The organism is Hymenobacter amundsenii, assembly GCF_002204745.1.
Lineage (GTDB): Bacteria > Bacteroidota > Bacteroidia > Cytophagales > Hymenobacteraceae > Hymenobacter > Hymenobacter amundsenii.
Map to the genome: position 1 here is coordinate 1 of NZ_NIRR01000052.1, position 20,567 is coordinate 20,567.

Genomic DNA, 20,567 nt, shown 5'->3' on the forward strand with positions numbered 1-20,567 from the left:
CTCGTCGATAACTTCCAGGGGGGCGACTTGCTCCTCCGCTAGCTTCAGCCCTTCCACGTAGTAGTGGCGGGCCACCCGGTTCACAATGAAACCCGGCGCGTCGGCCGCCCGCACGGGGCGCTTGCCGAGCTGTTCGGCTAGGGCGTACATGGCATCGGCCACGGCGGGGGAGGTGGCCACGCCGCTAATGATTTCGACCAGCTTCATGATGGGGGCCGGGTTGAAGAAGTGCAGACCCACCACCCGCTCGGGGTGCGGGATGCCCGCCGCCAGCCGCGTAATGGGCAACGACGACGTGTTGGAAGCGAAAATGGTAGTAGTCGGATTACACTTGGCTAGGTTTTGAAACAACTGCTGCTTTACATCGAGCCGCTCCACCACGGCCTCCACAATCAGGTCGGCTTGTACGTTGTCGAGCTGGTCAGTCAGGGTAAGGCGGGCCAACGCATCCTCCCGGTCGGCAGCCGTGATTTTCTGCTTCTCTACCAATTTACCCAGCCCGTCCGCAATGGCCTGCCGGGCCTTGGGCAGCATGTCGGCGTTGATGTCGAACAGGATAGTGGGCAGCCCGTGCTGCACGCAGACCTGCGCAATGCCCAACCCCATGGTGCCCGCCCCCACGATGGCCACTTTCGCGATACTAATGGGCAAATTGGGGGCGGTAGCGGCGGTAGCAGTCATCAGCAGGAGAGTAAAAAAGGTGAAGCGGGCCAGTAGATTGTGAGCGTAACAGCGTCAGCCCACCAAAAAATCAGTGAAAGCAGGTCAGGCAACCTAAATCAGCGATTCAAACTGTCGCAGGAAGCGCAGGTCGTTTTCGGTGAACAGGCGCAGGTCTTTGATCTGGTATTTGAGCATCGTAATACGCTCGATGCCCATGCCCCAGGCGTAACCCGAGTAGCGCTCGGGGTCGATGCCTGACTGCTCCAGCACGGCCGGATCGACCATGCCGCTGCCCCCGATTTCAACCCAGCCCGTGCCCTTGCAGATGTTGCAGCCCTTGCCTTTGCAAATCAGGCAGGTGATGTCGATTTCGGCTGAGGGCTCAGTGAAAGGAAAAAACGAAGGCCGGAACCGTACCTGCACCTCAGCACCAAACAGCTCCTGCACAAAATAGTAGACCGTCTGCTTGAGGTCGGCGAAGCTCACGTTCTCATCAATAAAGAGTGCCTCCACCTGATGAAACATCATGTGGGCCCGGGCCGAAATGGCCTCGTTGCGGTACACCCGGCCGGGCATGATGCTGCGGATAGGTGGCTGCTGGGCCTGCATCACCCGCACCTGTACCGGGCTGGTATGGGTGCGGAGCAGATAGCTCGCCGGAGATTTGGCATCTTGCTCTGAACCCTCCGGCGTCAGACCTTCGCTTTTCACGAAAAACGTGTCCTGCATATCGCGGGCAGGGTGATTTTCGGGGAAGTTGAGGGCGGTGAAGTTGTGCCAGTCATCCTCGATTTCGGGTCCCTCGGCCACGTTGAAACCAATGCGAGCCAGAATCCGCACGATTTCCTCGCGCACCAGACTCAGCGGGTGGCGGGTGCCCAGGGCCTGGGGAACGGTGGGCAGCGTATAGTCGAAGGTGGGGTCGGCGGGGGCGTTGGCGGTAGCGGCTTCCAGCTGCTGCTGGCGCTCCTCGAAGCGGGCCAACGCCAGCTGCTTGAGCTGGTTGAGCTCCTGGCCCACGGCCCGGCGGTCCTGCGGGTCCACGGTTTTGAGTTGGTCGAACAGGTCGGCCAGCTGGCCTTTGCGGCCGGTGTAAGCAATGCGGAACTGGTCGAGCTGTTCCGCCGTGGCGAGGTCGTAGGCTTCAATCTCCAACCGTACCCGGGCAATGGTTTCCTGCATCATGCCGGCAAAGGTAGGGCGAATGCCGATGGTGACCGAAAGAGCTGCCAACAGGAAATAGCAGGAAGTTGAAAATCAATCGGTTGAAAAAAGGAGTAGGGTGCCAAGGAGCCACTTGGGGCAAAGTTGGTATGGTTGCTGCAAAGTCCGGAATCAGCAACGACTTTTTCAACTGCCGGATGTGGGGCGCCACCCGCTGGCTCGCCGCTGCTATTGGTCTGTTACCGGGCCGCTCGTTTCCCACTTTTTACTTTCCCTCCGATGAAAAAGCTGTTTTTCGCCGCGGCCGTGGCCGCTGCCTTCCTGAGTGCGCCCCGGGCCCAGGCCCAGACAGTTAAAAGCACCAACACCAGCGTAGCACCCGCCACCGATGGCTGGAACTGGCCACAGGTACAGCCCGAGTGGACCACCCCCGCCACTGCGGTTGCCACAGAAACTGCCCCCGAAACTGCCCCCGAAACTGCCGCTGATGATGCCATGATGCACTCTTCCGGGGTGATGATAGCGCCGGGCATGAGTTCCTCGCCCTACCGCGGCGTGAGCACCGACTACAACGGCCGCCCCGTGGCCCGGGGCAAGTCGTACCGCCCCCGCTCGGTCCGTACCACTTCCACTGACCCCATGATGGCCTCCTCGGGCGTGATGCTAGCCCCGGGCATGAACACGGCCCCGCACCGGGGCGTCAGTACCGACTACAATGGCCACCCGCTGGCGATGCCAGCTTCGGTGGCCAGCCCGGCCACGCCAACTACCCCCAACGATTCCTGGGCTTCCGCTACCTGGTAGTTGCGCCAGCATAGTTGCGCCAGCAGGACGGCGGCTCGGATGCAGACCGGTTCGTAGCCGCCCGGTGGCTGATTTAGTGAGCGGTACGTGCGGGAGGTAACCAACGAAAAACCGACCAATTTCGCCCCGGCTGGCCCTGGCGTTACGTACCAGGACCTCAAAATACCGACGAGCCCAAGAAAAAGGGAACGATAAACCAACCCCTCCCGTTAGCTAAAACACTGGGCCCGTGCTTAGTGCTTCGCTCATGTAACCAGGCAGCACCCCACCGCTGGCCAACAACCTGCCAAATTGTGCAGGGGGTATTTCCAGCCCGCTTTGGGCACCGTACCTTTGTTCTAACAATCTGTTTAGCATTTGTTTCATGACTCGTCAAATCCTCCCTCTGCTACTCCTCGGTGGCTTTCTGGTAGCTGCTCCGGCCGTAGCCCAGAAGAAAAAATCTTCTGACGGCTGGGGTGGCTCCGGGGACGGCTGGGGAACCCCCGCTCCCAAAAAAGCCGCTCCGGCTGCTAAGGCTACCCCGAAGGTGGCTGCCATGGCCCCCGAGCCTGCACCAACTGCCGCACCAGCCGCCGCTCCGGCAGCTGGCGGCGAGTGGGGAGGAGCTTCGGCAACCGGTGGCGGAGCTGCCGCTTCGGTTACGGAGGCCCAGCCCATTGGGGCCAGCATCGCGCCCGGCTTCACGGCCGCACCATCGCGCCGCGTAACCACCGACTACCGGGGCCGGCCGCTCGCGCCGTATGTGCGCCGCTCCGTCCGGACGGTTGATGCCGCGCCACCAGCGCCGGCGCCTATGCCCATCATGGCTCCCGAACCCGAGCCGGAACCCGTAGCAGCTGCCCCGGCAATGGCTACCAAAACCTCCGCGCCTAAAACGGCTGCTGCGTCGAGCGGTACCAAGAGTGGCGGTGCCACGGCCACCAAAGCTGTGGCACCCGTCAAGAAAGCAGCTCCTGCCAAGAAGGCCAACGACGGCTGGGGCAGCGGTGGCAGCGGCTGGTAAAAGCGGCTTTTCACTGTTCTTTAAATCAACAAAAAGCCCTTCCGGTAACTTCGGAAGGGCTTTTTGCTATGCATTATTGGTAAGCTGAGTGTGCTTACGCGGGCTCTTCTACCAACACCGGCTCGGCAATGGGCGTGGCGCGGTAGTAGAGAGTACTGCAATTTTCGGGGCGCAGTACCTCGCGGGCGGCGGCCTGCACCTGGGCGGGCGTTACGGCCTGAATCTGGGCACTTTCCTGGTTAACCAGGTTGGCATCGCCAAGCAGCTTGCTGAAAGCCAGGTTCATGGCCCGGTTCAGCAACTCAATCTCGCCGAACACGATGCTGACCTCGGCCTGGTTTTTTACTTTTTCCAGCTCCTCGGTGGGTACTTCGGCCGCCAGCAACTCTGCCACTACGGCTTCCACGGCCATATCGGCCTGCTCCAGCGTAATGTCGGCGTTAAGCTTGCCACTGATAACCAGCAGGCCCGGTTCCAGCGAGCCCATCACGGAGGCCGAAAGCGAGTTGAATAGTTCCTGCTCCTTTACCAGCCGCTGGTACAGGCGGCTCGACTTGCCCCGGCCCAACACATCGGAAAGCAAATCGGCGGGGTAGTAACCCTCTTGGCCCCGGCCGGGCATGTGGTACACTTTGTAAAGGGCTGAGAGCGGTACTTCATCCTTGATTTCGAGGAAGCGGGCCTCTTCCTGCCGAGGCTCGGCGGGTAGCTGCCGCTCGTAGCGGGTGCCGCCCGCAATGGGGCCGAACCATTTCTCGGCCAGCCGCCGGGCTTCGGCCACGGTTACGTCGCCGGCCACTACCAGAATGGCGTTGGCGGGGGCGTAGTGCTTGGCAAAAAAGGCCCGCACCTGCGCCATGGTGGCGTCTTCGATGTGGCTGATTTCCTTGCCGATGGTGGCCCACTGGTAGGGGTGGTGCTGGTAGGCGAGGGGCCGCAGTTTCAGCCAGACGTCGCCGTAGGGCTGGTTGAGGTAGTTCTGCTTGAACTCCTCGACCACCACCTTGCGCTGCACTTCCAGCCCGTTGTCGGAGAAAGCCAGGTTCAGCATCCTATCCGATTCGAGCCAGAAACCGGTTTCGAGGTTGGCGGCGGGTAGGGTGAGGTAGTAGTTGGTGATGTCGGGCGAGGTGAAGGCGTTGTTCTCGCCGCCCACCAGCTGCAGCGGCTCATCGTAGCTCGGGATATTCACCGAGCCCGAAAACATGAGGTGCTCGAACAGGTGGGCAAAGCCGGTCTGGTCGGGCGTTTCATCGCGCGAACCCACGTTGTAGAGCACGTTGAGCACGGCCAGCGGGGTAGTATGGTCTTCGTGCACAATGCAGCGCAGGCCGTTGTCAAGGGTAAATTCTTCGAACTGAATCATAGGGGGGAAGGAAAGGGGGCGGGCGTAAAGCAGCCGGACGGGGATGAACGTAATAACTGCAAAGCAGGACCGGAGTTCGAGAAAGCGCGCTACAATCCCAGCAGCTCCCGCAGCAGCGCATCAATGGCCGTGAGATGGGGGCGTAGTAGCGTGTTGCGTAGGTACAGGCGCACCTTCCCGACGCTGTACTCGGTGGTGTGCAGGTGTTGCGCCTCAATGTAGCGCGTCACCTCCGTGGCGCAGGCACGGGCCTCGGTGGCCAACTCTATATGCAGCGGATTGGCTGCATCGAAGCGGGGCAGGGGCACATCCAGGATTTTGCGCGATACGTCGCGGGCCCCGAACAGGCCGCTGGACTGGAACGGTTTCATCTGCTCATTGGCCCAGTCGGAGTTTAGGAACGCCGCCAGATAGTGGGCTTCCTCCGCGCTGTAGGTGTAGTAGGCGTAAGCGGCTTTATCTACTACAAACTCCAAATCCAGAGAGCCCCGCTCATACACCACGGCATTGGCGTCTTTGGCAGAGGCGGAGTACATGACGATGTAAGGCGCGTTGAAATCCTGATTGGTGAGCTTGCCTTGCCAGTTCATGTAGTTGATGGCAGTAGTCTTGGCATTCTTTTCAGTGCGGTGCTTATTCCAGCTTTTTTCAACTTGTCCGAACCAAGTAGCTGTTTCCAGTTCTCCTTTGTCGCGCAGGATTTCGGGAGAATATAGGTGAAGGGTCTTTACTGTTTGCCCGCCTTTCTCTACTAATTCAATACTAGCTGGCAATACAACAAGCGGCGGCGCAACCAAACCAAAAGGAACCAAATGCCGCGCCTGAGCCGTGCGAAACAGAAAGTTGGTGTTAATAATGCCTTTCAACTTTACCTCTTTCCACGGAGCTTTGGCATCCTTATCATTGGATTCGTCAGAGCGCACAGGTATAGTGCGGTCATGCCAGTCGTTCGGTTTCTCGCTGTCAGGCCGTACGAAAAAGAAATTGCGGGGAATCATTGTAGCCCCATTGCTGAAGAACGGACGGTAATAATTCTCCGCGCCGGCTACCTGTGCCTCTCCGGCAGTAAAAGCGTTGCCGCTGTTCGTGTGTGACAAGTGCCACTGCACCGGGGTGGGCACTACGCGGCCTTTGGCCTGCTCCCAGGTGGCGTTGTGGCGGCGGGGGCGGCCCTTCCAACTCAGGCCGGGCAGGCCCTCGGCGGGTACGGCGCGTTCCACGGGCCAAGCTTCGGTAAACAGCACACAGGCTGGTACCGGAAACAGGTTGTCTACATCTTTCAAATCCCAGATTTCCTGAAGGCGGAACCCTTTGGCCGCGCCGGTGCGGGTGTTGTCGTGCTGGTCGGCGGAGAGGAAGCTGCGGGGCAGCACGAAGGCCAGCCGCCCGCCCTGCCGCAGCATGTAGCTGCTTACATGGCTCAGGAAGATGGCTGCAATTTCGAGTTGGGGCATGAGGGCTTTGCGGCGGGGCTCCAGGGCGTGGGCTTTGGCAAGGCGCAGCAGATCTTGCTGGTACTCTTTGTTGGCGATGCTGTTGTATGTAAACCACGGCGGGTTGCCGAGCACGTAATCGAATTGCTGGCGCAGGAAAAACGGCTTATAGGTATTGTGCAGCATGAATTGCCAGATGCTGTCGGTGCGCTTTTCCTTGGCCTGCTTGAGCTTCTGGTACATCTCGTAGAAGATGCCGTGCAAATGGGCCGGGGCCTTGGGGGCCCGCTTGGCAATGCTGGTGGTGAGGACGGTTTCGGATATATCGGCCTGTTTCTGGGTTTCGTGGGCAAAATGCTCGGCCACGCTCACACCCTCATCAAACAGGGTGGGGTAATCGAGGATTTCGCGGGGCAGAAACACCGATTTCCGGTTGATAATCAGGCGCAGGTCGTCGGCAAACAGAGCCACGTCGTTGCGCTTGGCGGGCATGAGCAGGGTGTTGGAGAGGTACACCCGCAGCTGCACCGGGCGGCGGGCCTGCCGCACCCGCTCCTTGCCTAGGGCCAGCAGCAGGGTGGTTTTGGCAATCTGCACCGACAAGGGGTGAATATCAATACCGGCCACCTGCTGGCACAGGTCCTCCACCGGCAAATCGGGGTGAAGCTGGGTGAGGCGGCGCACGGCGGCCAGCAGAAACGAGCCGCTCCCGCAGGCCGGGTCCAGGATGCGGGCCGCGCGCTCGAAGGTGAAATGCTCGGCCACTTGCTGACAGAGCCAATCGGGGGTATAATACTCTCCCAGGGCCTGCCGGGTGCCCACGTCGATGAGGTGCTGGTACACGCCTTTGAGAATGTCGGCTTCGGTGCGGGCAAAATCGTAGTCGGCAATCTGGTCGGCAATGCGGCGGAAGGCCGGGAGCAGGCGCTTAAAATACTTCGGCACCGTCACCCACTGGTAAAAGTCGCTCTCCACGAAGTTGCTGACCTGGAGCTTGTGGAAAATGTCGCCGGTGAGAATCTGGCGCATCTCCTCGTCGTCGATGTAGGTATCCTGGGTGAGCAGCTCGTAGGCAATGAGCTTGGCAAATACGCTGAGGTAGGTATGCACCACGAACACCTCGCCCGAGCCATCGAAGGAGCCGTAGGCCACGCTCATGAACTTCTGCCATTCCTTGTAGGCGGTAGCCAGCTCGGGCTCTTTCTGGACCTCGGTGTACAGGGCCTTCAGCTGCCCGTAGGTATGGATGAAGAGGGCGGACGTGTCGCCGAAATCAAGCAGGATGTTGTCGAGGGTGGGCACCTGCTTTTCCAGCCGGAACAGGTGCCGGTCGATGAAACCGAACAGCTGGCCGGCGGTATCGGGCGTGAGCGTGAAGGCTTCGGTTTCCTTGAGCTTTACCTCCTCCGGCGTGATGCTGGTTTTGTTGAGGTAGCTCTCGGGCAGGGCGCCGTACACTTTCCAGCGGGTGCCGTCGGTGGCCAGCAGGCGGAAGTCCTCGGTGCGGTGGGAGTTGAAGTTGCCGGCGAAATACTCCTGTAACTGGTACTCGGCGTGGCGTAGCTTGGCCGGAGCTTTTATATCCGATTCAAACTCGATAATGACCTTGCGATACTGCGTATCGGCGAAACCTGTCTTGTTTTTGTCATTCCCCAATTTCTTTATATTCAATATTTTGCGCTCAGCGCCGCCCGCAAATTCGCTGATAATGGTGCGGGCTTCGGGGTCTTGGCCGAACACTTGGTTGAGGTAATTGACGAACTGGAGCTTCTTAGCTTCCTCAGTATTGGCGGCGGATACGCGCTGGAAATAATCGTTGGCAACGGATAAAGATGTCATAAGAAAGGGGGAAATGAGAATAGGGGGATGGATTTCAAAGGTACAGGGTAGTGGCATTTTATAGCAGGACTTTATTTCGAACTGGTATACCTTGCTTAATCAGTAATCCCGCTTCCAACCCAAACCCGTACTTTTGGCTTCCCCCACCTGTTACCGGCCTCTCCGCTATGCAATTCGACCGCAAGGACTACTCCAACGACACGCTGCTCCATCTCTACCGCCACCTGCTCAAGCCCCGGCTGATTGAGGAGAAAATGCTGATTCTGCTGCGCCAGGGCAAGGTCAGCAAGTGGTTCTCGGGCATCGGGCAGGAAGCCATTTCGGTGGGCAGCACCTTGGCCCTGGAGCCCGACGAGTACATTCTGCCCTTGCACCGCAATCTGGGCGTGTTTACGGGCCGCGACGTGCCCCTGGGCCGGCTGTTCGCGCAGTGGCAGGGCAAGGCCAGTGGTTTCACCAAGGGCCGCGACCGGAGCTTCCACTTCGGTACCAACGAGCACCACATCGTGGGCATGATTTCGCACCTCGGCCCCCAGCTGGCCGTGGCAGGCGGCATTGCCCTGGCCGACGTGCTGGACGAGAAGCCCCGCGTCACGGTTACGTACAGCGGCGACGGCGGAGCCTCAGAAGGCGACTTTCATGAGGCCCTGAACGTGGCCGCCGTGTGGCAGCTGCCGGTCATCTTCATCATCGAAAACAACGGCTACGGCCTCAGCACGCCCTCCAACGAGCAGTTCCGCTTCCGCTACTTCGTAGATAAAGGACCCGCCTACGGAATGGAGGCCGTGCAGGTCGATGGCAACAACGTGCTCGAAGTGTACGATACCGTGAAGCGCCTGGCCGAGGACCTGCGCCAGAACCCGCGCCCGGTGCTGCTGGAGGCCCTCACCTTCCGCATGCGCGGCCACGAGGAAGCCAGCGGCACCAAGTACGTGCCCCAGGAGCTGTTCGCGGAGTGGGCCCAGAAAGACCCGGTCGAAACCTACGAGAAGTGGCTGCTCCAGGAAGGCATCCTCGACGAAGAGGCTCGCATGCGCTTCCGCGAAACCATCAAGCGCGAAATCGAAGAAGGCCTCAAGCAGGCCGATGCCGAGCCCCTGCCCACCCCCGACCCAGCCCGCGAGCTGGCCGATATGTATGCTTCGGTAGAAATGAGTACAGAGAAGTTAGAAGTGAGACAGGCGGATAAGCAGGATGAAAATCGTTCTGGTTCAACTGTCTCACCTCTAACTGAAAAACGTTACATCGACGCTATTTCTGATGGGCTGCGGCAGAGCATGGAGCGGTATCCGGAGCTGGTGCTGATGGGGCAGGACATTGCCGAGTACGGGGGCGTGTTCAAGATTACCGACGGCTTCGTGGCCCAGTTTGGCAAGGGGCGGGTGCGCAACACGCCGCTCTGCGAGTCGGCCATTGTGGGGGCCGGGTTGGGACTGAGTATCCGGGGCAAAAAGGCGATGGTGGAGATGCAGTTCGCCGATTTCGTGACCTGCGGCTTCAACCAGATCATCAACAACCTGGCGAAAACCCACTACCGCTGGGGCCAGAATGCCGACGTGGTGATTCGGATGCCCACCGGGGCCGGCAGCGCCGCCGGGCCCTTCCACAGCCAGAGCAACGAAGCCTGGTTTACCCATACGCCGGGCCTGAAAGTGGTATTCCCCAGCAACCCCCACGACGCCAAGGGCCTGCTTTGCGCCGCCATCGAGGACCCCAATCCGGTGCTGTTCTTCGAGCACAAATTGCTTTATCGCAGCCTCTCGGGCCCCGTGCCCGATGCCTACTATACCACGCCCATCGGGCAGGCCGCGCTGGTGCGCGAAGGCGACGAAATGAGCATCGTGACCTACGGGGCGGGTGTGCATTGGGCCAGCGCCCTGGCCGAGGAGTTGAACCTGAGCTGCGACATTCTCGACCTGCGCACCCTGCTACCCTGGGATGAGGACGCCGTGCGCCGCACAGTCGAGAAAACCGGCCGCCTCATCCTGCTCCACGAAGACACCCTGACGGGCGGCCTGGGCGGCGAAATTGGGGCTTGGGTGGCCGAAAACTGCTTCCGCAGCCTCGATGCGCCCATTATGCGCGTGGCGTCCCTCGATACGGCCGTGCCCTTCGCCCCTTCGCTGGAGCAGGATTTCCTGCCCCGCCAGCGCCTGCGCGAAGCCGTGGAAAAGATGCGCGGCTACTAGGGTAATTGCGGGGGCCTCGGCGGCGGCCACCACGGGTAATAATGGTATTTTGCAGGGTGAATAAGACGATGACACGTAAGCCAACGACGCGGGCAACCCAACTCGGGCGGCGGCTTGGGCTGCTTGGGCTGGCGGCGCTGCTGCTGGCGGCCCCGGCCTGCCACAGCTACCGCCTGCCCAACCCCAAAGGTCCGCCCCAGCCCAAAGTAAAAAAGGGCACCACCCCCGGCAACGAATCGGCCGACGGCCGGGCCCTCGATGTGGAGCGGGAGGCCGTGAAAACCCAGAAAAACAGCTACGATAAAAACGGCCTGCTCAAGAAGCCCAAATACAAGCGCCGCCACCTCAAGCACAAAGACCGGAACCGCAAAATCCTGGGTATTACCCTTCCGTTCTGAAATTGCGTACTCTTACATAGAAGCAGCCCAACCGGCCAGCGTCCCTTTTACCTCATCTATAGACCTAGCCATCAGATGCGTTATCTGCTACTCGGAGCATTACTGCTCGCCCTCGCGGCCCCCGAGGCCCGGGCCCAGTTGGAAGCAACCAGCCGGGGCAGCCAGCGGGCGGCCAACCGCAAAGCCCTACAAGATGCCCGCCGCTTCGACGCCCGCTACAAAGAGTCGCATCTGGTGGTCAGCAAGCAGGAGCTAAAAACCGAAGCGGGCGGCCGGTTGGCCGCTTCGCCCCCCCACGACGGCCGGGCGGGCTACCGATTCGGCCACGACGGAGCCCCGCGCGTGAGCGAACCATCGCGCCTGCATTTGCGTCTTCGTAAGACGCCTAACACTGCGCCCTTGCAGTAGGGGCGCGTTTTTCTCTCTTGTGAATTCCTTCTTATGACCCCTTGGCAACCCCTCACCCAGTCCGAACAACTCACCGATATTGCTCGCGAATCATTCGAGCAGCCCATCGTTATCTTCAAGCACAGCACTACCTGCTCCATCAGCGCCATGGCCAAGGGCAAGGTCGACCGCCAGTGGGATGATGCCGGCCTCGACAACGCCAAGATGTACTACCTCGACCTATTGCGCTACCGTCCCATCTCGCAGGAAATCGCCCAGAAGTTCAGTGTCGCCCACGAGTCGCCGCAGTTGCTGCTTATCCAGAACGGCGAGTGCAGCTACCACGCCTCGCACATGGGCATCAAGCTCAGCGAAGTGAAGCAGGCGTTGGGGAACTAACAAAACAGGGAGGTGGTGAGTTGCTGTTAAATGGCTCTGTCGGCGCAAGTGGCGCACGCAGAACCGCTAAGCAGCAACTCATCACCTCCCTGTTTTACCAGGTTTCTACTCATAAATAAACTGAACCTGCTGCTTGATTTCAGGGTTTAGGCTGAGGGCTACGGGGCAGGTGTAGGCCGCGTTTTCGAGCAGGGTGCGCTCCTTTTGCGGAAGCGAAGCCGGCAGTCGGAACGTTATGTCAATCTGCCCAATGCGGCGCGGATCGGCTACCATGTGCTTGGTCACCTCCCAGGTGACGCCCGTCAGGTCGAGGCCGTGGCGGTCAGCTACGATGCCCACAATGGTCATCATGCACGAGCCCAGGGCGCTGCAAACCAGGTCGGTGGGCGAAAACGCTTCGCCCCGGCCATGGTTATCAATGGGGGCGTCGGTCAGAATGGTGTTGCCGGAGGCCGAATGGGTGGTTTCGGTGCGCAAATGGCCGGCGTAGCGGGCGGTGGCAGTGCTCATATAGAAACAAGTAAACAAACGAAGTATGCGGGCTAATTTACGTACTTTCGGAAGGCTTGGCGGCTTGGCGCTGCCGGGCTCGTCGTTCTTCACGCATCGTTCTATGCATTCCCGATTCGTACGTGCTTTTTTTGGCCTGAGTGGGAGCCTGCTGTTGGCTTTGGCTATTGTCCCGCAAGCTCAGGCCCAGGAGAGGTCCCGCACTCCGGCCCAGCCTTCGCCGTCGGATCCGTCTCGCTCCTCCGATTCACCTTCCTCCTCCGATCGGTCGCGGTACTCGGCCCCAACCCGCACGGCAGCCCGGCCCGCTGTCAGCAACGACGAACCTTCCTACCGCAAGGAGTTCACCTACGGCCTCAATTTCAATACCCGCGGCGGGTTGATTGGTGGGGTTTCGGTGCGCTCGACCCATTTGCTCAACCAGGATTGGGCCCGCTTCTGGAGCATCGAGGCGGTGGAAATCAAGCATCCGAAAGAAGATAAGCTACCTACTTACTCGGGCTCGATTATCAATGGCAAGAGCAATTACCTGTATTCGGTGCGGCCCACCGTGGGGCTTCAGCGCGTGATTTTCCGCAAGGCCCCCGATGCCGGGGTGCAAGTGAACGGGTTGTTTGGGGCTGGGCCATCTATCGGGTTGCTTATGCCCTACTTCATCAGCTACGATTACTCGGAGCGCACCAACGGCAACTCGCAACTCACCGACGTCCGCAACGAGCAGTACGACCCGTTGGTGCATCGCGACCAGCGGCTCATTCTCGACCGTGCCCCATTGTTTTCCGGGGTTGGCAGCACTAAATTTTTGGTGGGGGCTCATGCCCGGGCGGCCTTGAGTTTCGAGTATGGCCGCTACCGCGACGCCGTAGCTGGCGTGGAAGTAGGCGCGCTGGCCGAGTTCTATACCACTACCCCGGCCATCATCCGGGTAGCGCAGGCATCAGACGAGTCGCTCAACGACCGGTTTCTGCCTTCCGTGTACTTGACGGTTTACTTGGGTAGCCGGAATTAATTTTCAGTGGAGCAGTACAGGCGACGGGAGGAAGGATCTAATTCCTTCCTCCCGTCTTCTTTTAGCAAAACGCGGCGGCCGAAACCCCTAGCCGGGTGGAATTGTCTTAGGAGCGGGAATTTTCCCTGAGCCAATCCTCTTACCTTTGCAACATGGATGAACTGTTGCTGACCCTGCCCATTATTCAGCCCGAGTCGGCTGCCCCGGCCAAGCCCCGCAAGCCCGACTGGCTGCGCGTGAAGTTGCCGGTGGGCCCGGCTTACGCCAACGTCCGCCGCCTCGTCGACGAGCATAAACTCCATACCATCTGCGAGAGCGGCAACTGCCCCAACATGGGCGAGTGTTGGGGCGCGGGTACGGCCACGTTCATGATTCTGGGCAACGTCTGCACCCGGTCGTGCTCGTTCTGCGCCGTGGCCACCGGCCGCCCCACCGAGTACGACCTCGACGAGCCCCGCCGCGTGGCCGAGGCTATCCACCTGATGGGCGTTAAGCACGCCGTACTCACGTCGGTGAACCGCGACGAACTTAAGGACCGTGGGGCCAGCGTGTGGTATGAAACCGTGGTGCAGACCAAGCAACTCAGCCCCGGCACTACCATTGAAACCCTGATTCCGGACGTGAAGGCCAATTGGGATGCCCTCGACACTATGATTGCCGGCGGCCAGGAAGTGGTATCGCACAACATGGAAACCGTGGGCAGCCTCTACCGCCTCGTGCGCCCCCAGGGCAAGTACGACCGGAGCCTGGAGCAAATCCGGCGCACCAAGGCAGCGGGTAAACGCACCAAGTCGGGCATTATGCTGGGCCTGGGCGAAAAGCAGGACGAGATGTACCAGGCCATGGACGACCTCGTGGCCAATGGCCTCGACATTCTTACGCTGGGCCAGTACCTGCAGCCTACCAAGCGCCACATTGAGGTGGCCGAGTTCATCCATCCCGACCTGTTCGCGCACTACCGTGAGGAAGGCCTGCGCCGGGGCCTCAAGTACGTGGAAAGCGGCCCGCTAGTGCGTTCCAGCTACCACGCCGAGCGCCACGTAAATGTGCCAATCTAAGGCGACGTAGTCTTCTCCTATCCACACCGCTTCGCACTATGCCCAGTCCCGAGCAACGCCTCGACCAGTTGGAGCCCGTCATCAGCGAACAGCTGGCCCGTCAAGACGAAATCGCTGCTAAAGTGGAGCGGGTTTCGGCCCAGGTGCGCCAACTGACAGTAGTAGTCACTCAGGCATTGTCTGCTCAGAGCGACAATATTTCGTTTCTGCTCATCCGCACTCAGTAGTTGGCAGAAGGCCAAGCGAAGCTGGAGCAGGGTCAAAGTGAACTCAGGGAAGAAATGTCAGGGCTAAAAGGTGAGGTATCAGGGCTGAAAGGCGAGGTATCAGGCCTAAAAGGTGATGTGTCAGGGCTCCGAAGTGAGATGAGTCAAGGCTTTACTTTGCTTACTGAACTCATCAAAGAGAAAATGTAACGGGTAGCTCTCCTCATCAGCTGGCACTTGAAATCGGGAATTAGCTTCAAAGAAAGAGCCGAATAATCAATCAACAAAAAGACCCTTCTGGTTTTCGGAAGGGTCTTTTTGTTGATCGGCATTATCAATGAATTTACCGCACTGCCTGCGAGCGGGTGGGCTGACCGTCCTGGGGCGGGTAGTTGTCCAGGATGCTGGTAACGATGCGCTGCACCTCGACTTCGGAAATGGTCTGGTTATCGACCTGGGCCTGGCCCTGGCCACGCCACGACAGTTCTTTGCGGGTCGCATCCACGAAGTCCAGAATCAACGTGCCGGCTTTGTATTCGGTCGTGTAGCCGCGGTTGTAGAGGCTGCCGTAGCCGTAACCATAGCCGTAGTAGGGGTAACCGTAGGGGCCAGCGGGATTCACGTTGGTACGCTGCTTGTCCTCGACGCGGGCGCTATACGCCACGTACACATCGGGCGTGGCCGAGGCCTCCACCATGGTCATGCCTTTGAGGCCAAGCTGCTGCTCCACGGCTTTACGGATGCGCCGGTCCAAAAACGACTCGTAGCCCTGGGCCGGACCGCCTTCGGTGTCGTTGCGCTGTTGCGGATACCAGGCCCAGGTACGGTAGGCGCGGAAATTAACGGAGTGGTCGAAGTCGGACGTGACGCCGACGCGGGCAGTGGTGGCGCAGCTGGTGACTCCCAGCAACAGGCCTAAGCCCAGTACCGAGTAGGCCAGCGAGCGGAATAAGAAACGGGAAATGCGGTTCATAGTAGCAGGTAAAGTCAGGAATGAGATAACCGGAGAAGTACTGCTTACGCAGGCCGTCCGGGTGTGGCTTAATAACAGCTTGAAGGGGCCAGACGTTCCCGGCGAAACGAGCGGGATTACCCGGTAGTTGGAGGGGCAGAAACGAATAAAAGTGCTTTCCGACTAAAAATATTTTTATCTTTTGCCGACTCAACCGTTCCTGCCCAATCCATGAAAAAAAAATTACTCTATTTCGGTGCGCTGGTTTTACTGGCTTCCTGCGGCACAGCGCGGGAAGATTCCCGCTCCAAGCGGCCCGCTACGGGGCCGGTAGCATTTGATTCGGTAGTGGAGTGCATTCTCTACGACGGTATGACGAAGGACTCGCAGCAACTAGCCACTATTGCCGCCGGCCAGCAAGTGCAGGTAATGGATACGGTGAGCGAATATTTCGTAAAAGTGCGCGTCACGGCCGACGGTAAAACTCAGTCTGGCTTCATGTATCGCACCTGCTTCGGCAAGCGGTAGCTTTGTTAGCTGTTAGCTGTTAGCTGTTAGCTGTTAGCTGTTAGCTGTTGGCTGTTGGCGCTTCGCTACTGACTGATCCAGAATTTCTTAACAAAGAAGAGGCCCCGCAACAACCGTTGTGGGGCCTCTTCTTTGTATCCTAAGCCCTAAGCCCTAGTACGACGGTCCTTTGTCGGTTTGCACGAGCTGCTCTTCGGCATCCACGTATTCATCAATGGAGGTGCAGGAGCAGATGAGGTTCCGGTCGCCGTAGGCCGAGTCGATGCGCGACACGGCGGGCCAGAACTTATAGGCACGGGCGTACTCGGTGGGGTATACGGCCTGTTCACGCGAGTAGGGGCGGGTCCAGTCGTGGACGAGCACGGTGGCGGCGGTGTGGGGGGCGTGCTTGAGCAGGTTGTCCTTGGCATCGGCGCGGCCGGCTTCTACCTCGGCCACTTCCATGCGAATGGAAATCATGGCCTCTACGAAACGGTCGAGCTCCTCCACGCTTTCCGATTCGGTGGGCTCCACCATCAGGGTGCCGGCTACCGGGAAGCTCACGGTGGGCGCGTGGAAACCGTAGTCCATCAGGCGCTTGGCAATGTCCTCGACCTCGATGCCGGCCTTCTTGAACTGGCGGCAGTCGAGAATCATTTCGTGGGCGCAACGGCCGTTCGAGCCGGTGTACAGTACGGGATAATGCTCCTCTAGCTTGGCCTTGAGGTAGTTGGCGTTCAGGATGGCGATGCGCGTGGCCTGGGTCAGCCCTTCGCCGCCCATCATGTTGATGTAGGCGTAGCTGATGGGCAGAATGCTGGCCGAACCCCACGGGGCCGACGTAATAGCGCTGGCCGTGCGGCCGTCGGTGTCCACGAGTACGTGGCCGGGCAGGTAGGGGGCCAGATCGGCTACTACGCCGATGGGGCCTACGCCGGGTCCGCCGCCGCCATGCGGGATGCAGAACGTTTTGTGCAGGTTCAGGTGGCATACGTCGGCCCCGATGATGGCGGGCGACGTCAGGCCCACCTGGGCGTTCATGTTGGCGCCGTCCATGTACACCCGGCCGCCGTGCTCGTGAATGGTGGCGCAGATGTCGATGATGGTTTCCTCGTACACGCCGTGGGTGCTCGGGTAGGTCACCATCAGGCAGCTCAGGCGGTCGGCGTACTGCTCGGCTTTGGCCTTGAGGTCGGCCACGTCGATGTTGCCTTCCTCGGTGCTTTTGACCACTACCACCGTCATGCCGGCCATCACGGCCGACGCGGGGTTGGTGCCGTGGGCCGAAGCCGGAATCAGGGCCACGTTGCGGTGCTGGTCGCCGCGGGCATCATGGTAGCCCTTAATGGCCAGTAGGCCGGCGTACTCGCCCTGAGCGCCCGAGTTGGGCTGCAGGCTCACGGCATCGAAGCCGGTTACCTCACAAAGCCACTTCTCCAGATCCTGGAATATTTCGGTGTAGCCGGCGGCCTGCTCGCGGGGCGCGAACGGGTGCAGCCCCCCGATTTCGGGCCAGGTCACCGGAATCATCTCGGCGGTGGCGTTGAGCTTCATGGTGCACGAGCCGAGCGAAATCATGGAATGCGCCAAGCTCAGGTCCTTGTTTTCGAGTTGCTTCATGTAGCGCAGCATCTCGTGTTCGGAGTGGTGGGTGTTGAAAATCGGGTGGGTGAGGTAGTCGCTCTTGCGGATGAGCGCGTCGTCCCAGTTCACGGTTACCTCCTCGGGCAACGCTACCTGACGCACGTCGCGGCCGAGCACTTTGGCAAATACGGCCACAATGTCCTGCACGTCTTCGGCCTCGGTGTTCTGGTTGAGCGAAATGCCCACGCGGGGCGAGCCGTGCTCCTCGAAATAGCGGAAGTTGATGCCCGCCGACTCGGCCTCCTGGCGGATGGCGGTCTGCAACTCCCGGCTCTCAAGCTTGATGTCGAGCGTGTCGAAGTAGAACTCGTTGCGTTGGTCCAGGCCCAAGGCGTGCAGCTCGGCGTCGAGGGTGCGGGCAAGGGCGTGGACGTTGCTAGCGAACTGGCGGATGCGCTGGGGGCCATGGTACACGGCGTACATGCCGGCCAACACGCTCAGCAGCACCTGGGCGGTGCAGATGTTGCTGGTGGCCTTCTCGCGGCGGATGTGCTGCTCGCGGGTTTGCAGGGCCATGCGGTAGGCCTTGTTGCCGGCTGCATCAATGCTCTGGCCGATGATACGGCCGGGAATTACGCGCTTAAACGCATCCTTGGTGGCCAGAAAACCGGCGTGGGGTCCGCCATAGCCCATGGGCACGCCGAAACGCTGGGAGTTACCTACCACGGCATCGGCGCCCATCTCGCCGGGAGGCGTGAGTAGGGTCAGCGACAGCAAATCGGCCGCTACTGTCACGAACAGGTTGCTTTCGTGGGCCTTGGCGATGAAGTCAGTGTAGTCGTACACGGCGCCGTCGGCGGCCGGGTACTGCAAAATGGCTCCGAACAGGGTTTCGTCGCTTAGGTCGGCGGTGCGGTGGTCACCAATCACCAGCTCAATGCCCAGAGGCGTAGCGCGGGTGCGCAGCACATCGATGGTCTGGGGCAACACCTGCTCCGATACGAAGTAGCGGGTGGCCGACTTCTTCTTGCTCAGTGAGTGGAACATGTGCAGCGTTTCGGCGGCGGCAGTTCCTTCGTCGAGCAGGCTGGCGTTGGCAATTTCGAGGCCCGTCAGATCGATGATCATCGTCTGGTAATTGATCAGGGCTTCGAGGCGGCCCTGGGCAATTTCGGCCTGGTAGGGCGTGTAAGCGGTGTACCAGCCCGGGTTTTCGAGGATGTTACGCTGAATGACGGCCGGCAGCTGGGTGGGGTGGTAGCCCAGGCCGATGTAGTTCTTGAACAGCCGGTTCTTCTCTGCAATGCCCTTAAACTTGGCCAGAAAAGCCCGCTCCGTAAGGGCGGCCGGCAGGTTGAGCGGCTTTTTGAGGCGGATGGCAGCCGGTACGGTTTCGTCGATGAGCTGGTCAATCGACTCCACGCCGATAACGCGCAGCATGTGGGCTACACCGGCGTCGTCGGGACCATTATGGCGGTCCACAAACACGTCGGCGGGCTTGGTCTTCAGCAACATAAGAACAGGAATGAGGGTGGTAACGGGAGGCACTGGTAGAACCTTCAACAAAGGTAGCGCGAAAAGCCTTCACCCTTAAACCGATAAGCGGGCAAATGTTTGGGCTGCCTGCTATGCGTAAGCGTTGCTCCCCTCGGCATGACAGGCAGGTTATTACCTTTAAGCCTCATCCCATCCGTCCCTATTCTATGCGCCCGATAACCATTGGCCTGCTCCGCGAAGGCAAAACGCCCCCCGACAAGCGCGTGCCGCTCACGCCCAAAAAGTGCATCGAGGCCCAGGACCAGTTTCCGGGCCTGACTATTGTGGCCCAGCAGAGCGAAATAAGGGCCTTTACCGACCAGGAGTACCGCGACCTGGACCTGGAGGTACGCCCCGACGTGTCGGACTGCGACGTGCTGATGGGCGTGAAGGAAGTGCCCGTAGCCGAGCTGCTGCCCAACAAAACCTACTTCTTCTTCTCCCACACCATTAAGAAGCAGCCCAGCAACCGCGAGCTGCTGCGCCAGGTGCTGGCCAAAAACATTACCCTCGTCGATTACGAGCTGCTGACCGACGAGCAGGGCGGGCGCATCGTGGCCTTCGGGCGCTGGGCGGGCATCGTGGGAGCGTATAACGGCCTGCTGACTTACGGCCGCAAGCACGACCTGTTCCAACTCAAGCCCGCCTATGAGTGCGCCGACATGGAGGACATGCAGGAGGAGTTCTTCAAGGTGAAGAAGCTGCCGGCCATCAAAATGGCCGTTACGGGCTCGGGTCGGGTGGCCCAGGGTGCCATGGAAGTGCTCGATTTGATGGGCATCCGGCGGGTGAGCGTGTACGACTACCTGTACCTTGATTTCAACGTGCCAGTGTACACCCAGCTGCGCAGCTCCGATTACAACCGCCGCCGCGACGGCCGGGTCTGGGATACGACCGATTTCCACCGCAACCCCCAGGAGTACGAAAGCACATTCCAGAACTTTCTGCCCGTTACCAACCTGCTCATTGCCTGCGCCTACTGGCACCCGGCGGCCCCGCGCCTGTTCTCGGAGGCCGACACCCGCCGCGCCCACTTCCGCATCGATACCATCGCCGACGTCACCTGCGACATCGACGGCTCCATCCCGACCACCAAGCGCAGCACGACCATCCAGGAGCCGGCCTACGACTACAACCCCGCCACCGCCACGCTGGAACCCGCCTACTCGGCCTCCGGCCACCTCACCGTGATGGCAGTGGATAACCTGCCCTGCGAACTGCCCCGCAACGCCAGCCGCGACTTCGGCCGCCAGCTTATCGCCCACGTGCTGCCCCACCTGCTAGCCGAAAACGGCCCCGACGAGGTGATCCGGCGCGCCACCATCGCCACCGGCGGCCAGCTCACGGAACGCTACCAGTACCTGGCCGACTACGTGGCCGACTAGGGGGGGAATGGTAGGGAACAAACCGGGGCTAGAGCTAAAAACTAGTTCCCCTCCTTGGAAAGGAGGGGCTAGGTGTATAGTCCCAGAGAGAGATGGTGTATTTTCCGGGCTGGAATTTCGCACGAACTTATGGGACAAGTACTCCACGGCAGCGCCCGCACAACTTCGGCAA

Annotated in this window: 18 protein-coding genes; 11 read left to right on the forward strand and 7 right to left on the reverse strand. The window is 60.3% G+C overall.

What is annotated here, in order from left to right; all coding sequences use genetic code 11:
• Window positions 1-681 (reverse strand): 3-hydroxyacyl-CoA dehydrogenase family protein (locus tag CDA63_RS18465; RefSeq protein WP_088465937.1); only part of this gene is annotated, 681 nt, incomplete at its 3' end.
• Window positions 682-774: 93 nt separating this feature from the next.
• On the reverse strand, window positions 775-1,845 hold the full coding sequence (gene pheS / locus CDA63_RS18470; protein WP_088465954.1) for a phenylalanine--tRNA ligase subunit alpha: 1,071 nt from the start codon (window positions 1,843-1,845) through the stop codon (window positions 775-777).
• Between the two features lie 261 nt (window positions 1,846-2,106).
• On the opposite strand from pheS, the gene CDA63_RS18475 reads away from it, so the two are divergent.
• On the forward strand, window positions 2,107-2,631 hold the full coding sequence (locus tag CDA63_RS18475) for a hypothetical protein (protein WP_088465938.1): 525 nt from the start codon (window positions 2,107-2,109) through the stop codon (window positions 2,629-2,631).
• A 364-nt stretch (window positions 2,632-2,995) separates the two neighbouring features.
• Window positions 2,996-3,637, forward strand: a complete 642-nt coding sequence (locus CDA63_RS18480) for a hypothetical protein (RefSeq protein WP_088465939.1) — start codon at window positions 2,996-2,998, stop codon at window positions 3,635-3,637.
• Window positions 3,638-3,731: 94 nt separating this feature from the next.
• Here the strand turns inward: CDA63_RS18480 and CDA63_RS18485 are convergent, their stop codons facing one another.
• The gene (locus CDA63_RS18485; protein WP_088465940.1) at window positions 3,732-5,003 is read right to left on the reverse strand and encodes a M16 family metallopeptidase; all 1,272 of its coding nucleotides are present in this window, start codon (window positions 5,001-5,003) and stop codon (window positions 3,732-3,734) included.
• Between the two features lie 89 nt (window positions 5,004-5,092).
• Entirely contained in the window at window positions 5,093-8,275 is a 3,183-nt protein-coding gene (locus tag CDA63_RS18490; protein WP_165768389.1) for an Eco57I restriction-modification methylase domain-containing protein, read from the reverse strand.
• A gap of 167 nt (window positions 8,276-8,442) precedes the next feature.
• Here CDA63_RS18490 and CDA63_RS18495 point away from each other — a divergent pair, with 167 nt between their 5' ends.
• From CDA63_RS18495 to ytxJ, 4 genes are all read left to right on the forward strand, one after another.
• Window positions 8,443-10,464, forward strand: a complete 2,022-nt coding sequence (locus tag CDA63_RS18495) for an alpha-ketoacid dehydrogenase subunit alpha/beta (protein ID WP_088465942.1) — start codon at window positions 8,443-8,445, stop codon at window positions 10,462-10,464.
• A 68-nt stretch (window positions 10,465-10,532) separates the two neighbouring features.
• The gene (locus CDA63_RS18500; RefSeq protein ID WP_088465943.1) at window positions 10,533-10,862 is read left to right on the forward strand and encodes a hypothetical protein; all 330 of its coding nucleotides are present in this window, start codon (window positions 10,533-10,535) and stop codon (window positions 10,860-10,862) included.
• Between the two features lie 75 nt (window positions 10,863-10,937).
• Window positions 10,938-11,270, forward strand: a complete 333-nt coding sequence (locus CDA63_RS18505) for a hypothetical protein (RefSeq protein ID WP_088465944.1) — start codon at window positions 10,938-10,940, stop codon at window positions 11,268-11,270.
• 33 nt (window positions 11,271-11,303) lie between these two features.
• On the forward strand, window positions 11,304-11,648 hold the full coding sequence (ytxJ, locus tag CDA63_RS18510; protein ID WP_088465945.1) for a bacillithiol system redox-active protein YtxJ: 345 nt from the start codon (window positions 11,304-11,306) through the stop codon (window positions 11,646-11,648).
• A 105-nt stretch (window positions 11,649-11,753) separates the two neighbouring features.
• Here the strand turns inward: ytxJ and CDA63_RS18515 are convergent, their stop codons facing one another.
• Window positions 11,754-12,158, reverse strand: a complete 405-nt coding sequence (locus CDA63_RS18515; RefSeq protein WP_088465946.1) for an OsmC family protein — start codon at window positions 12,156-12,158, stop codon at window positions 11,754-11,756.
• A gap of 103 nt (window positions 12,159-12,261) precedes the next feature.
• Here CDA63_RS18515 and CDA63_RS18520 point away from each other — a divergent pair, with 103 nt between their 5' ends.
• The 3 genes from CDA63_RS18520 (at window position 12,262) to CDA63_RS18530 (ending at window position 14,452) form a co-directional block, all read left to right on the forward strand.
• Window positions 12,262-13,167, forward strand: coding sequence for a hypothetical protein (locus tag CDA63_RS18520; RefSeq protein ID WP_126546949.1), 906 nt, complete (start codon window positions 12,262-12,264; stop codon window positions 13,165-13,167).
• A 164-nt stretch (window positions 13,168-13,331) separates the two neighbouring features.
• On the forward strand, window positions 13,332-14,225 hold the full coding sequence (gene lipA / locus CDA63_RS18525; RefSeq protein ID WP_088465955.1) for a lipoyl synthase: 894 nt from the start codon (window positions 13,332-13,334) through the stop codon (window positions 14,223-14,225).
• Window positions 14,226-14,263: 38 nt separating this feature from the next.
• Window positions 14,264-14,452 (forward strand): hypothetical protein, encoded by a 189-nt coding sequence (locus CDA63_RS18530; protein WP_088465948.1) that lies wholly within the window; start codon window positions 14,264-14,266, stop codon window positions 14,450-14,452.
• 322 nt (window positions 14,453-14,774) lie between these two features.
• Here the strand turns inward: CDA63_RS18530 and CDA63_RS18540 are convergent, their stop codons facing one another.
• A complete protein-coding gene (locus CDA63_RS18540; RefSeq protein ID WP_088465950.1) occupies window positions 14,775-15,404 on the reverse strand; it encodes a DUF4136 domain-containing protein in 630 nt (209 codons plus the stop codon).
• Between the two features lie 210 nt (window positions 15,405-15,614).
• Here CDA63_RS18540 and CDA63_RS18545 point away from each other — a divergent pair, with 210 nt between their 5' ends.
• A complete protein-coding gene (locus tag CDA63_RS18545; protein WP_088465951.1) occupies window positions 15,615-15,911 on the forward strand; it encodes an SH3 domain-containing protein in 297 nt (98 codons plus the stop codon).
• Window positions 15,912-16,064: 153 nt separating this feature from the next.
• Here the strand turns inward: CDA63_RS18545 and gcvP are convergent, their stop codons facing one another.
• Complete coding sequence (gene gcvP, locus CDA63_RS18550; RefSeq protein ID WP_088465952.1) at window positions 16,065-18,989, reverse strand: aminomethyl-transferring glycine dehydrogenase; 2,925 nt, start codon at window positions 18,987-18,989, stop codon at window positions 16,065-16,067.
• 188 nt (window positions 18,990-19,177) lie between these two features.
• On the opposite strand from gcvP, the gene CDA63_RS18555 reads away from it, so the two are divergent.
• Entirely contained in the window at window positions 19,178-20,395 is a 1,218-nt protein-coding gene (locus tag CDA63_RS18555; protein ID WP_088465953.1) for an NAD(P)-dependent oxidoreductase, read from the forward strand.
• Window positions 20,396-20,567 lie beyond the last annotated feature (172 nt).